Source organism: Actinacidiphila polyblastidii, from assembly GCF_036353415.1.
GTDB lineage: Bacteria > Actinomycetota > Actinomycetes > Streptomycetales > Streptomycetaceae > Actinacidiphila > Actinacidiphila polyblastidii.
In genome coordinates this window covers 267,851-281,725 of sequence record NZ_JAZEWV010000001.1, presented here as the reverse complement: position 1 = coordinate 281,725, position 13,875 = coordinate 267,851, and the positions used below count along the sequence as shown (strand labels likewise).

Annotated in this window: 13 protein-coding genes; 4 read left to right on the top strand and 9 right to left on the bottom strand. The window is 74.6% G+C overall.

The window, feature by feature from the left end:
- Positions 1-24 precede the first annotated feature (24 nt).
- The 4 genes from V2S66_RS01125 to V2S66_RS01110 all read right to left on the bottom strand — a co-directional run bounded on the left by V2S66_RS01125 (position 25) and on the right by V2S66_RS01110 (position 3,392).
- Positions 25-867, bottom strand: coding sequence for an alpha/beta fold hydrolase (locus V2S66_RS01125; protein WP_330792389.1), 843 nt, complete (start codon positions 865-867; stop codon positions 25-27).
- 178 nt (positions 868-1,045) lie between these two features.
- Complete coding sequence (locus tag V2S66_RS01120; protein ID WP_330792387.1) at positions 1,046-2,050, bottom strand: hypothetical protein; 1,005 nt, start codon at positions 2,048-2,050, stop codon at positions 1,046-1,048.
- A 63-nt stretch (positions 2,051-2,113) separates the two neighbouring features.
- Positions 2,114-2,899 (bottom strand): hypothetical protein, encoded by a 786-nt coding sequence (locus tag V2S66_RS01115; protein ID WP_330792385.1) that lies wholly within the window; start codon positions 2,897-2,899, stop codon positions 2,114-2,116.
- Between the two features lie 229 nt (positions 2,900-3,128).
- The gene (locus V2S66_RS01110) at positions 3,129-3,392 is read right to left on the bottom strand and encodes a GlsB/YeaQ/YmgE family stress response membrane protein (protein ID WP_330792384.1); all 264 of its coding nucleotides are present in this window, start codon (positions 3,390-3,392) and stop codon (positions 3,129-3,131) included.
- A 392-nt stretch (positions 3,393-3,784) separates the two neighbouring features.
- Here V2S66_RS01110 and V2S66_RS01105 point away from each other — a divergent pair, with 392 nt between their 5' ends.
- Positions 3,785-4,564: a DUF4097 family beta strand repeat-containing protein gene (locus V2S66_RS01105; protein WP_330792382.1), complete on the top strand. Its 780-nt coding sequence runs from the start codon at positions 3,785-3,787 to the stop codon at positions 4,562-4,564.
- A 33-nt stretch (positions 4,565-4,597) separates the two neighbouring features.
- On the opposite strand, the gene V2S66_RS01100 is transcribed toward V2S66_RS01105, so the two are convergent.
- A complete protein-coding gene (locus V2S66_RS01100; RefSeq protein ID WP_330792380.1) occupies positions 4,598-5,179 on the bottom strand; it encodes a dienelactone hydrolase family protein in 582 nt (193 codons plus the stop codon).
- Positions 5,180-5,718: 539 nt separating this feature from the next.
- Between V2S66_RS01100 and V2S66_RS01095 the strand changes: the two genes are divergently transcribed.
- On the top strand, positions 5,719-6,156 hold the full coding sequence (locus tag V2S66_RS01095; protein ID WP_330792379.1) for an SRPBCC family protein: 438 nt from the start codon (positions 5,719-5,721) through the stop codon (positions 6,154-6,156).
- A 102-nt stretch (positions 6,157-6,258) separates the two neighbouring features.
- Positions 6,259-8,118 carry a serine/threonine protein kinase gene (locus tag V2S66_RS01090; RefSeq protein ID WP_330792377.1) on the top strand — a complete coding sequence of 620 codons (1,860 nt, stop codon included), beginning with the start codon at positions 6,259-6,261 and terminating at the stop codon, positions 8,116-8,118.
- A 12-nt stretch (positions 8,119-8,130) separates the two neighbouring features.
- Here the strand turns inward: V2S66_RS01090 and V2S66_RS01085 are convergent, their stop codons facing one another.
- Together V2S66_RS01085 and V2S66_RS01080 are read right to left on the bottom strand one after the other, a co-directional pair.
- Positions 8,131-10,341 carry a HelD family protein gene (locus tag V2S66_RS01085; protein ID WP_330792376.1) on the bottom strand — a complete coding sequence of 737 codons (2,211 nt, stop codon included), beginning with the start codon at positions 10,339-10,341 and terminating at the stop codon, positions 8,131-8,133.
- Between the two features lie 171 nt (positions 10,342-10,512).
- Positions 10,513-10,962 (bottom strand): SRPBCC family protein, encoded by a 450-nt coding sequence (locus V2S66_RS01080; RefSeq protein WP_330792374.1) that lies wholly within the window; start codon positions 10,960-10,962, stop codon positions 10,513-10,515.
- A 423-nt stretch (positions 10,963-11,385) separates the two neighbouring features.
- Between V2S66_RS01080 and V2S66_RS01075 the strand changes: the two genes are divergently transcribed.
- Positions 11,386-12,759 carry an MFS transporter gene (locus tag V2S66_RS01075; RefSeq protein ID WP_413966268.1) on the top strand — a complete coding sequence of 458 codons (1,374 nt, stop codon included), beginning with the start codon at positions 11,386-11,388 and terminating at the stop codon, positions 12,757-12,759.
- Between the two features lie 84 nt (positions 12,760-12,843).
- Here V2S66_RS01075 and V2S66_RS01070 read toward each other — a convergent pair whose 3' ends face one another.
- Together V2S66_RS01070 and V2S66_RS01065 are read right to left on the bottom strand one after the other, a co-directional pair.
- Positions 12,844-13,194 carry an STAS domain-containing protein gene (locus tag V2S66_RS01070; protein ID WP_330792369.1) on the bottom strand — a complete coding sequence of 117 codons (351 nt, stop codon included), beginning with the start codon at positions 13,192-13,194 and terminating at the stop codon, positions 12,844-12,846.
- Positions 13,195-13,413: 219 nt separating this feature from the next.
- Complete coding sequence (locus V2S66_RS01065) at positions 13,414-13,848, bottom strand: nucleoside deaminase (protein WP_330792368.1); 435 nt, start codon at positions 13,846-13,848, stop codon at positions 13,414-13,416.
- Positions 13,849-13,875: the final 27 nt, after the last annotated feature.

Here is a 13,875-nt window from a genome sequence, read left to right as displayed (position 1 = left end):
TTCAGCCTCCGCCGGGTCCGCCGGCTATCCGAGCGTGAGCATCGCCTCGGCGACCTCGCCGACCGCCGCCGCCGGGATCGTGGTGGCGGCCTCATCGAGGACCAGCAGGCGCGCCCCGGGGATCTCGCGCGCGATCGCCTCGCCGTTGCCGACCGGGAAGAACCGGTCGCGGCGGCCGTGGACGACGAGCGTGGGGACCCCGATCCCGGGCAGGCGCGCGCGCCAGCGCGGTGTGCAGTCGAGCCTGGCGAACACGATGCCCAGCTGGTTGGCCAGTTGCACCGCGGGCGCGGTGCCGGGCGTGCGGTCCCAGATGCGTGCGGCGGTCGTGCGCGCGGCCGCGGGGTCGTTGCCGAGGATCTCCGCGCCGGTGGCGGCAAACTCCGCGACCGCCTCGCGGTCCGCCCAGTCGGGCATCGGGCGGGCGAACAGCCGGCCCATCGTCGCCGGGTCGTGATCGGGGAGGTCGTCGTCGACCGGCCCAGGTGCGACCGCGCGGGTGCCGACCAGGGTGAGCGCCGAGAAGGCGCCCGGATGGTCGAGCGCGGCCACCTGGGCGACCATGCCGCCGACGCCGATCCCCGCGAGGTGCGCGGGCCCGCCGCCGAGCGCTCCTGCCAGGGCCGCCGCGTCGGCGGCGAGGTCGCGCAGGGTGTACGAGGGCGACTCGGGGTCCGCCGTCGTCGACTCCCCGCTGTCGCGCAGGTCGTAGCGCACCACACGGCGGCCCGCGGCGGCGAGCCGCTCGCAGAGCGCGTCGGGCCAGGAGAGCATCGTCGTCCCGCCCGCGAGCAGGACGAGGGGTGCGTCGTCGGGACCGAACGACTCGATGCCCAGGGAGATCTCATTGACGGGGAAAGCGGTCATCGGATCACCGGAAGACGTCGTGGGCCGGGTGCCTCGCGGTCGATGGCGGCCGCGGGTCACATCGTAGGCGCTGCCCGCCGGCAGGGGGCGTGGGGAAGGTGCCGCATGCCGGCAACGCGTCGGCGGGATCACCCTTTCGGTGATCCCGCCGACGCGTTGTACCCGGCTGTGCGGTCCCTTATGAGGCAGTGGTCAGATCGATGAGCTGACGCGTCAGGTCCCGGTAGTGGGTCAGGGCGACACGCAGCTTCTCGGTGTCCGTGTCGCGGCCGCCGTCCCACTCCTGGCGGAGTTCCTTGCGGCGCCGCTCGATGAGGCTCGCGGCCTCGTCGAGCACCGCGTCCGCCTCGCGCACCGCGCGCTGCGGGTCGTCGACGAAGTCGCCGACCGCGCTGTCCATCCGTTGGGTGATCCGGTCGACGTCGGCGGTCCGGCCGCCGTCCACGCCGGCCTTGGCCGTACTCGTGGTGCCGGCGGCCGTGCCGGTACGGGTGTCCCGCCCGGTCGCGGAGTCGGCGCCGACCTTGCCGGTGCGGTCCGCTCCGGTGGTGCGGTCGGCTCCGGTGGTGCGGTCGGCTCCGGTGGTGCGGTCGGCTCCGGTGGTGCGGTCCGCCTGCTTGGACTCGTCCGCCCGGTGGGAGAGGTCGGCCTGCTGGGACCGGTCGGCGGCCTTGGCCTGGTCCGGGCGGCCGTCGCTGCCGGCCTTCGGCAGCCCGTTCGCCCGCTGCGCAGTCTCGCCCGCCGACTCGGTCGCGGGTGCCTGCGGCTGAGCCGCCGTGCGCTGCGAGGTGCCGTCGCCGAGGGAGCGCGCGCCGTCCGGCGTCCGCGCCGGGCTCCCGCTCTCCTTCTCCTCGGCCCTGTCGCGGCTGCCGGTGGTGGCCGCGTCCGTGTCGCGGCCGACCGTGCCGTTGCTGCCGGCCGTGTCCTTGCGGCCTGCCTCGTCCGTACGGCTCGCGTCGTCCTTGCGGCCCGCGGTGTCCGTACGTCCGGTGGTGTCCGTGTCCTTGCGGCCCGCGGTGTCCGTACGTCCGGTGGTGTCCGCGTCCTTGCGGCCCGCGGTGTCCGTACGTCCGGTGGTGTCCGTGTCCTTGCCGTCTTCCGTCGTCGTTCTGTCGCGGGGCAGCGTGCTGCCTCCGGAGACTCCGCCGGTCTCGCCCGCATCGTTTCCACGGTGCAGATTCATCGTGCTCAACTCCTCACGTCCGTATGTGCTGTACACCTCGGTGACGGTGTCGCCGGTGCTGTGTCAGTGGGTGCTGTCCGTGTCGTCCTTGCCCGCCCCGCCGCCGGTGAGGGAGGCGAAGCGGCCTCCCCGCGGGGACCGGCGGGTGCTGTCGTGGCCGTCCTGGTCCTCGTGGACGTCCTCGTCGCGGCCGTCGGCGACAGGCGTGGACGTGGCGCTCGTGGCGCCGGTCGCGGTGCCGGTCGTGGTGCCCGTGGGGCTGGACGGGGGGTCGATGGCCGGCGTGCTCGCGGCGGTACCGGAGTCGCCGCCCACCAGCTCGTCGAACATCCCGCGGGCTTCGAGGAGCGCCTTGCGCAGCTCCTCGGTGCCCTGGGAGTCGCGCGCCCCGGTCTGGCCGGCCAGGGAGTGCGCCCTGCGGTATCCCTGGAGCTGCTCGGGGTGGTGGACCGAGAGCGCGTCGGTGTGCTCGGGCGAGTCGGCGGCCGGGAAGCCGCGCTTCTCGGCGAGCTGCCCGATCAGCCGGTCGGCCTCGGTCACCGCCTCGGCGGGGTGGTCGACGAACTGCGCCTTGACCGCGGCCCAGCGGGACTCGAACTGCTCCCTGTCCTGCGCCGAGAGCGGCTGGAACTCCAGCTCGCCGTAACGCTTCACGCGCTCCGCCAGTTCCTGGCGGGCGGCCTTCTCGTCACCGTCGTGGTGGGCGAGCGTGCGCTCGTACTCCGGCCCGAAACGGTGCTTGAGCCGGGCACCGCCCGGACCCGTGCCGCGCTTCAGTGTCACGGCCGCGACAACGGCGGCCACGACGAGCACGGCGACGACGATGGCTACCACCGCTGCTGTGGACATGAACTGCCTCCCCTTGGTTCGGGTTGTGACCGTCGCCTTGCCGCCGCCGCGACCCGCAAACTCCGTTGCCCGTACAGAGGTTCGGAAGAGGTGCGGATTCGGCCCCGGATCGGCCCCGGGTCGGGCCTGCTCCGGCCCGTGGTTGAGCGCGTGACCGGGCCGGCGCCCGCCCTCGTACCGTCCGCACCGTCGGGTGGCCCGCACCGTCATGTGCGGGGTGGGATACGGGTCAGGCGCGCCGGCGCCCCGCCCACAGCGGGGTGACGAGCGCGATGAGCACCGCCGCGGCCCCGACCTGGAAGAAGTGCCGGATCCAGTCGATGCCGCTGGTGTCCCCGACGCCGAAAGCCGCGGCGAGGCCGTTGCCCGCGACGCCGCCGATGATGCCGATCAGCACCGTCGCCCACAGGGGGATGGGCTGCCTACCGGGCAGCACGAGACGGGCCAACAGGCCGATGATCAGTCCGGCGATGATCGCCCAAAGGATGGTCATGAGGCCCTCTCTTTCCTCGCGTGGGCGCCTTCGCGCTGACACGCCCTCGTCTTGTCTCATCGGCCGGTTGCCCCGCTACAGCCGGTGCATGCCAAAGTCATCCACCGAGCTTCGCGCTGTGGCGTGAAGGAGGGGAGAGACGGCGGAAAACCCCTAGTAGGGGCTGGTAAGGGGGAGCCGGCGGCCGGCGCCGGCGTGTGGACGCCGGATCTGGGCAGTCAACCCCCATGGACAGAGCAGACGTTCCGCCGCGGCCGGACCGGCCTCCGCAGCCCGTACACCCCGCCGGGGAGGGGCAGCCCAGTACACCGGAGCCCAGTACACCGGAGCCCGGCACACAGCAGCCCGGTGCACGGCAGGGTGGCGGCCCGCCCGGGGGCTCCCACCGGACGGTGCTCCTCGTCGGCGCGGGCGCCGTCGCCCTCGCGGTCGTCCTCGGGCTCGTACTGACCGGCCACGGCACCCACCACGACGACGGGGGCGCGCCGTACGCGGCGCCGTTCGGGCGCGGGGGCGCGGCCGGAACGGGCGACCGGCTCGCCTTCCACACCGGCGACCCCGGCACGGTCGTGCTCGACGGCGTCTCCGGGCGGATCAGCGTCACCGCCGACGCCGGGGCCCACGAGGTGACCGGAACCTTCCGCCCCGCCGACGGAGCCGCCGGCCTCCACGGCAGGCTCGTCGCCGCGTCCGATGACAGCGCGTCCGGTGACACCGGCTCCGGCGGAGCCCTCACCGTGCGGTGCGCCGACGGCGCGGGCGCGGTGGTGCCCTGCGCGGGCGACCTGAGCCTGACGCTGCCCGCGGACACCGGCCTGCGGCTGCGGCAGACCTCGGGGGAGACCGTGCTGACCGGCCTCGGCGGCGAACTGAGCGTCAGCACCGCCTCCGACCGGCTCACCGCGTCCGGACTGCGCCCCGCACGGGCCGACTTCGCGGTCGTCTCCGGCAGCGCCGACGTGACGTTCGCGGGCGCGCCTGCCTCGCTCACCGTCCAGGAGACCTCCGCCGCCGCGACCGTACGGCTGCCCGCGGGCGACGCCTACGCGGTCAGCACGTCCTCCGCCTCGGCGGACGTCCAGGTGCGGGTGCCCCAGGACACCGGTGCCGCGGCCGCCCACCGGATCGCGCTCCAGGTCGACTCCGGCTCGCTCCAGGTGCTCCCGGGCTGACCCGGCGGGACCGCCGCACCCGTGCGCGCCGGCTCAGCCACCGCCGCCGCCCCGCTCGGCGAGGAAGTCCCGCACGCGGCACCACGTCAGCTCCGCCGCTGCCGGAGCGTGGTCGGGGAGGTCGGGGTCGGTGTAGAAGTGGCCGGCGCCCGGGTAGCGGAAGACCTCCAGGGCGACGTGCGCGTCGCGCGCGGCCCGCCGCAGCGCGGCGATCTGCTCCGGTGAGGCGAAGGTGTCGGGCTCCGCGGCGTGCAACTGCACCCTGAGTCCAGGCCGGACGGAGAGTGGGAGGTCCGCGGTGGCGTGCAGCAGGAGGACCCCGGCGGCGGCTGGGCGCTGGGGCCACAGTTCGGCGACGACGCCCGCGCCCATGGAGACCCCGGCGAGCACCGTCTCCTCCGGCATGCCGTCGAGGGACTGCCGGGCGCGCGTGACCACCGCCTTCCAGCCGACGCGGTCGGCCAGCTGGAACCCCTGGTCGAGGGTGGCCGCGGTCAGGCCGTCGTAGAGGTCCGGCGTGACGACCGCGTGCCCGGCGCGGCGCAGTCGCTCCGCGGCGCGCAGCTCGACGGGGCGCAGGCCGAGAACGGAGTGGAACAGCGCGACGTGAGCCATGGGCACATCGTCGCGTACCGGCCGGCGCCGCGGCGTACCGTGCGTCAGCCGGTCCCGCGCCGGGTCCGGTCCTGGCGGCGCGCCGCCAGGGAGGAAGGTGGGCGCCCCGCCGGCGACGAGACTCCAGCGGCTGCTGAGGGTCCGGGCGATCTACCCGACCAGCGGGGCGTCGACGCCGGTGCCGCCGCCCAGGCCGGCGCCCGCAGCGCCAGCGCGATGACACGGTCGCGTGCGTCCGGGCGCGCGGCGGGTCGCGGCGCGGTCCTGGCCGCGGAGCCGCAGGTGGCGCCGCCGTAGCCGACGAGGACGGGCGCGACGGGGGAGAGCGGCAGGTTCAGTTACGGGTGGGCCGGGTGGGCCGGGACGGACGGATCGCCGCGCCGCAGCCGATCGCGGCGGTGCCGAGCGAGCCGGCCCCGGCGTGACCACCGGCCCGACGTGACCACCGGCCCGACGCGGCGACCAGGCCGCCGGCGGATCCTGCTACCGCCGCCGCGCGCCCCGCCGCCGGCGTCCGGCCACCGCACTAGCCTGGCGTGATGGCCCTGTTCGTGATCGAGCGCACCACGCCGCTGCCGCCCGCCGAGGCGTGGCGGCGGCTGACGGACTGGCAACGGCACGCCGCCGCCGTGCCGTTGACCCGGATCACCGTGCCCACCCCGCCGCCGGCCGGCGCCGGCACGGTGGTCCTCGCCCGCACCGGTGTCGGGCGGCTGGGATTCGACGATCCGATGCGGATCACCGCGTGGCGGCCGGAGGGGCCGGAGCGGCACTGCCGGCTGGAGAAGACCGGCAGGACCGTCACCGGCTGGGCCGAGATCGACGTGTCGCCCGACCCGCACGGCGGGTCCGGGGCTGCCGTCCGGTGGCGGGAGGACCTGCAGGTGCGAGGCGTGCCCCGGGCCCTGGACGGGGTGACCGCGCAGGTCGGCCGACGCGTCTTCGGCCGCGTCGTCGACCTTCTGCTCACACCGTGAAGGAGCGTCACCGGCCGTGCGCAGCGGGGCCGCTCGCGGCGGCCCGCCGGTTTTCGAACGAGCGTGCCGAGCGCACCCCGCAGGTCTTCTACGATGTGCGGCATGAATCCTGGGGGGCCGCGGACACGGCTCGTAGACGGCCGGTTCGAGCTGCTCGACCGGCTCGGCGGTGGCGGCATGGGCCTGGTCTGGCGGGCGCGGGACACCGCGCTCGACCGTGAGGTCGCGCTCAAGGAGGTACGGCCGCCGGACGCCGCGATGGCCGAGGCCGACCCGGACGGCACCCGCCAGATGCGCGACCGGGTGCTGCGCGAGGCGAGGGCGCTCGCCCGGCTCCAGCACCCGAACGTGGTGACCATCCACCACATCGTGGACAGCCCGGAACACGCCTTCCCCTGGCTGGTGATGGAGATGGTGCGCGGCGGCAGCCTCGGCGACCGGCTGGACCGCGGGCCGCTTTCGGTGCCGGAGGCGGCCCGGATGGGCCGCGGGGTGCTCGGCGCGCTGCGCGCCGCACACGCGGCGGGCGTCCAGCACCGGGACGTCAAACCGGGCAACGTGCTGCTGCGGCAGGACGGCACTCCGGTGCTCACCGACTTCGGCATCGCGGCGATGCACGGCGCCACCGCACTCACCGCGACCGGAGCGCTGATCGGCTCGCCCGAGTACATCGCGCCCGAGCGCATCCGCGGCGTGGAGGGCAACCCCTCCTCCGACCTCTGGTCGCTCGGGATGATGCTGTACGTGGCGGTGGAGGGCACCCATCCGCTGCGCCGAGGCACCTCGCTGGCCACGCTCGCCGCCGTCCTCGACGAGCCGCTGCCGCCGCCGCTGCGGGCCGGCGCGCTCGGCCCGGCGCTCGCCGCGATCCTGGCCAAGGACCCCGCCGCGCGGCCCGACCCCGACACCTTCGACCGGATGCTCGCCGCGGCCGAGACGGCGCCGGCCGGCTACGGCCACCCCGCCGCCGGCGTGACCGGCTCCCCTCCGGCCACCCCGCCCCCGCTGTACCCGCCGCACCCCTCCGGGCCGCACTACCCCTCCGGGACGCAGTACACCTCGGGAACCCCACAGCCCTCCGGCACGCCGCACCCCTCCGGCACGCCGCAGCCCGGGTACGCGCAGCCGCCGTATCCGCAGACCGACGCGGGGGCGTACCAGGATGCGCCGCCCCCGTCGGCCTACGGCGGCGGGAACTGGGCGCCGCAGCCGCAGCCGCAGCCGCGTCTGGCCGCCGGCCCCGCCCCGCACCGGGCGCCGCACGCGCGGGCCAGCCGCCGCCGTGCCCCGGTCACCGCGCTGCTCTCGGTCGGATCGGTGACCGCGGTGGGCGTGCTGGTGTGGGTGGTGCTGCCGACCGTCAAGGGAGCGACGTCGGGGGACGGCGGCACGACGCCTTCGGCCACCACCTCCTCAGGCGGCGCGCGCACCGCCGTCCCCTCCGCGGCCTCCGGCGACCCGAAGGCGACGGGCGCCGCCACTGCCGCGGGCGGCTCCGCGGGACAGGGCGGCAGTCCCTCCGGCGGCAGCCTGCTCACCCCGGCCGGCGTGCGCCAGGTGGTCGCCGCCTTCACCCCGCACATCGCGGGCGGCAAGGTCCTCTCGCTGACGGTCTACGAGGACTACGCCGTCGCCGAGGCCCCGACACCCGGGGACCCGAGCGTCTACGACGACCTGATGTACCGCGACGGCAAGGTGACCGCGGAGGCCGGCGGCACCATGAAGGACGCCATGGACCCGCCGGTGAGCCTGTCCGTCTACGACTGGGACGCCGTCACCGGACTGATGGCCCAGGCCGCGCGGAAGCTCAACGTGCCGCACCCCGACACCCGCTACCTCGTCGTCGGCAGCGACATCATCGACGAGACCCCGACGATCGACGTCTACCTCTCCGACGACTACGGCAGCGGCTTCCTCACCTCCGACCCCCGGGGGAAGGTCACCGACACCCACCCGAAGTGACGCCGGCCGCCGTCAGCGCAGCGCCTCGGGCAGATCCTCGCGGTGGACGACGCCCAGGCGCTGCGTTGCCCGGGTCAGCGCCACGTACAGGTCACTGGTGCCGAACCGGCCGGGCTCCACCACCAGGACATGGTCGAACTCGAGCCCCTTGGCGGCGCGCGGGCCCAGCAGCACCACCGGGCGGGTCAGGTCGGGCTCGGCGCCGGGGGTGATCCCCGCCAGCGGGGCAGCGATCTCCTCGTGCAGCTCCGGCGGCGCGATCACCGCGAGCCGCCCCTCCGCGGGCGTCAGCTCCTCCACGGCGCGGGCCACCGCGCCCGCCAGATCCGTGCCCGCGTGCCGCGTCCACGGCTTCTCACCGGTGGAGCGCACCGACCCGGGCGGCTCGAAGGACGGGTCCTTCGCCCGTACCACCCTGGCGGCGAGGTCCATGATCTCCGCGGGCGTGCGGTAGTTGACCCCCAGCCGCACGTGCTCGAAGCGGTCGCCGACGAACGGCGCGAGGATCTTCTCCCACGATCCGACGCCGGCCTCCTCGGAGGTCTGCGCCGGGTCGCCGACCAGGGTCAGCGAGCGGGTCGGCGACCGCCGCATCAGCAGCCGCCAGGCCATCGGCGACAGCTCCTGCGCCTCGTCGACGATGATGTGTCCGAACGCCCAGGTCCGGTCGGCGGCGGCGCGCTCCGCGGCGCTGCGGTGGTCGGCCTCCTCCTGCCGCTCGGCCATCCGGTCCGCGTCGATGATGTCGTGGGCGGCCAGCACCTCGGACTCGGCGTCCTCGAACTCGTACGTCTCCGACCCTCGGGACAGCTCCAGGACGCCCTGCGCGTAGGCGATCCGCTCCTGCCGCCGGGACTCGGCGGCCGCGCGCTCGGCGCTGTCGTCGGCGCCGAGCAGCTCGGCCGCCTCGTCCAGCAGCGGCACGTCGGCCGGCGTCCACTCCCCTTCGCCGCGGGCCCGGCGGATGGCGGCGGCGTCCTGCGCCGGCAGGTACAGCGGCTCGGCGAGGTAGTCGGCGAGGAACTCCTGCGGGGTGAGCATCGGCCACAGCTCCGCGACCGCGGCGTGCACCTCCTCGCTCGCCGCGACGCCCTTGCCGAGCTGCGCCATGTCGTCGGCGCCGAGGAAGTTGGGACCGCCGTACGGGTCGGCGCCGATGCGTTCGGCCAGCTGGGCGGTGAGCGCGTCGATGACGTGGAAGGCGAAGTACGGCCGGGCGAGGTTGTGCGGCAGACGCGTGTCGCGGGCCGCCTGCCGCGCCTCGTACGCGATCTCCCAGTCCAGTACGAGGTCCCCGTCGTCGTGCGGGATGACCAGCGGCGCGCCGGGCTCGGGCAGGTGCTGCCGGTCGCGTACGGCCAGGGCGAGCGCCTCAACCAGCGCCAGGCCGCCCTTGACGGCCGCCGCCCCCGGGGTGTCTGCGCCGCGGGCGTGCACGCCGGGGAACAGCTCCGCCTGCGTGGCGAGCATGACCCCGGTCTCGCCGAGGGCGGGCAGCACCTCGCCGATGTACCGCAGGAAGGCCGGATTGGGTCCGACGACCAGCACGGCCCGCTTGGCCAGCAGCTCGCGGTGCTCGTACAGCAGGAAGGCCGCACGGTGCAGCGCGACCGCGGTCTTGCCGGTGCCGGGGCCGCCCTCCACCACGAGCACGCCGCGGTGCGGGGCGCGGATGACGCGGTCCTGCTCGGCCTGGATGGTCCGCACGATGTCGGCCATCCTGCCGGTGCGCGCGCTGCCGAGCGCGGCGAGCAGCACGGCGTCGCCGCTCGGGTCCTCGAAGCCGCTGCGCTCGCGGTCCCCGAGGTCGAGGATCTCGTCGTGCAGCTCGGTCACCGCGCGGCCCTCGGTGGTGATGTGCCGGCGCCGGCGCAGACCCATGGGCGTGTGCCCGGTGGCGAGGTAGAACGGCCGGGCGACCGGCGCCCGCCAGTCGATCAGCAGGGGGGTGTGCTCGGTGTCGTCCTCACGGATGCCGATCCGGCCGATGTGGTGCGCGGAACCGTCGTGGAGGTCGATCCGGCCGAAGCACAGCGACCCGTCCACGGCGTCCAGGGCGGCCAGCAGACCGGAGCGCTCGGCGACGGCCACGTCCCGTTCGAGGCGGGCCTGCCGGCCGGTCCCCACCGGCGCCAGCGCGTCCTCGACCCCCTGGGCGGCCGCCGCGCGCAGGGCGTCGACCCGGTCGTAGACCCGGTCGGTGAATTCCTGCTCCTTCTGCAATTCGGCATTTCCGTGAGTTGACAAAGTCGCCCCCTGTCGGTACCGTGTTTCCAGTGGCCCCCATTGAGGGGCCTTTTCTGTGCGTTGACAGAAACGCTCAATATACGCGAGAAAATCCCCGTCCCGCAATTGCGGGACGGGGATTTTCTCGCTGTCGGGCGTGCGGCGGGGTCAGACCTGGCCGCGCCAGGATCCCGACTCGGTGCCGCGCGACTCGATGTAGGACTTGAACCGCCGCAGGTCGCCCTTGGCCTGGTGGCGGACGAAGCCGAGCTTGTCGCCCACGGTGTCGGCGATGCCCTGCGGGTCGTGCTCCATCTGCAGCATCACCTTGGTGTGCGACGGGTCGAGGCGGTGGAACGTCACCACCCCGGCCTGCCGGACCTCACCCGCGACGGTGGTCCAGGCGACGCGCTCGTCGGGGATCTGCTCGGTGATCTCTGCGTCGAACTCCCGGTGCTGGCCGCCCACACTGGTGACCCAGTGGGTCAGCGTCGGGCTGCGCTGCTCGATGCGCTCGACGCCGTCCATGAAACGGGGGAACTCCTCGAACTGGGTCCACTGGTTGTACGCCGTGCTGACCGGCACCGCGACCTCGACGGATTCCTCGATGGTCGACATGGACGAACTCCTCCTTGTGGTGGACTGTGCTGTCTCGCGTGTCCGGGATGCCGCGGCTGACACCTCGGAATCCGCCGGAAGGGCGTTTCGGCTGGATCGCAGCGGTCAGCCGACCAGAAGTGCGGAGCGGCCGTCGCGCCGACACGGTGCGGCGCGTACGGCGTCCGCCGGCCCCCGTCAGCCAGCGCCGAGCGAGGAACGATGCACCAGGAACCGGCCGCCGAGCAGCGGCCCACCCGCCCGTCCAGCGAGCCGACCACCACCGGCCCGCTCGCCGCGGAACCGTTCGCCGCCGTCGTGCGGGGCGAGGGCTGACGGGGCGTGGGAGCGACGCAAGCCGCCTCGCGCGGCACCGCACGGCGGCAGGAGGGCGGCCCCGACCGCCGCTGGCCCGCGCTGGCGGTGTGCCTGACCGCGAGCTTCATGACGCTGCTGGACGTCAGCATCGTCAACGTGGCGCTGCCGTCCATCCGCACCGGTATCCACGCCTCGCAGAGCGGTCTGCAGTGGGTGCTGTCGGGTTACGCGCTCGCCTTCGGCCTCGTGCTGGTGCCGTCCGGACGGCTCGGCGACGTCCGCGGGCGGCGCACGGTCTTCCTCGTCGGGCTCGTCTTCTTCACCCTCGCCAGCGCCGTGGCCGGAGCGGCCCAGAACGAGGTCTGGCTGGTCGCCGCCCGGCTCGCCCAGGGCGTCGCCGGCGGAATCCTGGTGCCCCAGGTGTCCGGCTTCATCCAGCAGATGTTCCGCGGCGCGGAACGCGGCCGGGCCTTCGGCCTGCTCGGCGCCACCATCGGCCTGTCCACCGCGATCGGCCCGCTGCTCGGCGGACTGCTGATCCAGCTCTTCGGCACTCAGGAGGGCTGGCGCTGGGTGTTCTACGTCAACCTGCCGATCGGGCTCGTCGCACTGCCGCTGGCGGTTCGGCTGCTGCCGGGTCCTGCGCAGCGGGAGGAAGGGGACCGGCGCGGCCCGCGCAGTGACCTCGACCCGCTCGGGGTGACGCTGCTCGGCGTCGGCACGGTGCTCCTGCTGCTGCCGTTCGTGCAGGAGCGGCAGTGGCCGGGCCCGGCGAAGTGGCTGCTGCTGCCGGCGGCGTTCGCCGTGCTGGGCGGCTTCGTGGCCTGGGAGCGCCACTACGGACGCCGGCATGAGCCGTTGGTGGACCTGGCGCTGTTCCGGCAGCGGTCGTACGGGCTCGGCACCCTGCTCTCGCTGCTGTACTTCGCCGGTTTCACCTCGATCTTCTTCGTGCTGACGCTCTATCTGCAGAACGGGATGGGCTACAGCGCGCTGGAGGCGGGCCTGTCGATCATGCCGTTCGCGGTGGGCTCGGGCGTGGCCGCCGCCATCGGGGGCCGTGTCGTCACCCGGATCGGGCGGCCGCTGCCGACCGTCGGCCTGGCCATGGTGGTCGTGGGACTGCTCGGCACGACTCTGGCCGTCCACCTGGACACCACCCGGTCGGTGGGGCTGGTGACCGCTCTGCCGCTGCTGTTCGCCGGCGTCGGCAGCGGGCTGGTGATCTCCCCCAACCAGACGCTCACCCTCGGCGAGGTGCCGGTCGAGCGGGCAGGCAGTGCCGGAGGAATTTTGCAGACCGCACAGCGGATCGGCTCCGCAGCGGGCATCGCGGCGGTCGGCGCGGTCTTCTTCTCCCGGGCGGCCGGCCCGCACGCCGACTGGACCGCCGGACTGGAACTGGGACTGGTCACCTCGACCGGCCTCGCCGCGCTCGCCCTGGTGGTGGCGCTCGTCGACGTCTTCACCGGCCCGCCCAACAGGCCGCGGTCGGGCTGACGCGACGCGCCCCCGGCCGTGGTGCGGCCGGGGGCGCTGCCAGTCGTGGGAGTGGGGGGCCGGGGAGGAGTGGGGGGCGAACGGTCACCAGGACCGGGAGGGCTCCCTGGGCGGCGCGGAACGCGCCTCGTCGACCGAGTGGTAGAGGCTCAGCACGGTCCCCATCCCGACGATCTCGATCAGCCTCCGCAGCGTCGGCCGGGCGCCGGCGATCCGCAGGTCGGTGGACTTGTTCACGGTGATGAGGACGCCCAGGAAGCTGGAGTCGCCGAAGGTGATGTCCCGCGCGTCCAGGATCACCACCGGACTGCTCGCCGCCGCCGCCCGCAGCCGGTTGGCCAGCGGCTCGAGGTTCGCGATGTCGAGGTCACCCTGTGCCTGCACGATGGGGATGTCCGCTGTCGCGGGGCGCGTGAGCGCATCGTCTGTCGCCATGCGGCGCGTCTGCCCTGTGGCGCGCGGCTCATGCGTGGTTCGTGCGCGACCGCGCAACGCGGAAGGCACCGACGTCGGTCCAGGGTACGACGCGCGGAGGTCAGGCCGGAGGGACGGCCGCCCGCCGCCCGCCGCCCGTCCATCGGCGGGGCGACAGCCTCGCCGTTCTGTGACATGCCGTTCGTCCTGTGACATGCGCCGGCGCGTGCCGGCGCGCGGTCAGCCGCGGTAGTGGTCGTCGACGGGGACCCGAGCCTCGTCGAACAGGCCGGGGCCGGCCTGCGGGACCGTCGGCCAGGCGCCGGAGTCCGGGTTGAGTGCGACCAGCTGCTCGGTGGAGAGCGCGTACACGACGCGGCCGAGACCGGAGCGGGCGATGCCGCCGGTGCACATCTGGCAGGGCTGGCAGCTGGTGTACATGGTGGTGCGGGCGGCCGTCGCCTCGTCGAGTTCGCGGGCCGCCCACCGGGCGAGTTTGAGCTCCGGATGGGCGCTGATGTCGCCGTCGCGCCGTACCGTGTTGTGCGCCTCGGCGAGGACCCGGCCGTCGGGATCGGCCAGCAGGGAGCCGTACGGCGCGTCACCGAGGGCGACGGCTCGGGCGGCGAGGGCGATCGCGCGTCGCAGCAGTGCCTCGTCGGCGGGGTCGATCACGGCAGGGTCCTCCAGAGCGCGGTGGCG

Bases quoted from the DNA above. Each gene is read 5' to 3' on its own strand.
- V2S66_RS01090 (WP_330792377.1), top strand. From the start codon at position 6,259: ATGAATCCTGGGGGGCCGCGGACACGGCTCGTAGACGGCCGGTTCGAG.
- V2S66_RS01110 (WP_330792384.1), bottom strand. From the start codon at position 3,392: ATGACCATCCTTTGGGCGATCATCGCCGGACTGATCATCGGCCTGTTG.
- V2S66_RS01080 (WP_330792374.1), bottom strand. From the start codon at position 10,962: ATGTCGACCATCGAGGAATCCGTCGAGGTCGCGGTGCCGGTCAGCACG.
- V2S66_RS01115 (WP_330792385.1), bottom strand. From the start codon at position 2,899: ATGTCCACAGCAGCGGTGGTAGCCATCGTCGTCGCCGTGCTCGTCGTG.
- V2S66_RS01100 (WP_330792380.1), bottom strand. From the start codon at position 5,179: ATGGCTCACGTCGCGCTGTTCCACTCCGTTCTCGGCCTGCGCCCCGTC.
- V2S66_RS01120 (WP_330792387.1), bottom strand. From the start codon at position 2,050: ATGAATCTGCACCGTGGAAACGATGCGGGCGAGACCGGCGGAGTCTCC.
- V2S66_RS01075 (WP_413966268.1), top strand. From the start codon at position 11,386: ATGACGCTGCTGGACGTCAGCATCGTCAACGTGGCGCTGCCGTCCATC.
- V2S66_RS01095 (WP_330792379.1), top strand. From the start codon at position 5,719: ATGGCCCTGTTCGTGATCGAGCGCACCACGCCGCTGCCGCCCGCCGAG.
- V2S66_RS01070 (WP_330792369.1), bottom strand. From the start codon at position 13,194: ATGGCGACAGACGATGCGCTCACGCGCCCCGCGACAGCGGACATCCCC.
- V2S66_RS01125 (WP_330792389.1), bottom strand. From the start codon at position 867: ATGACCGCTTTCCCCGTCAATGAGATCTCCCTGGGCATCGAGTCGTTC.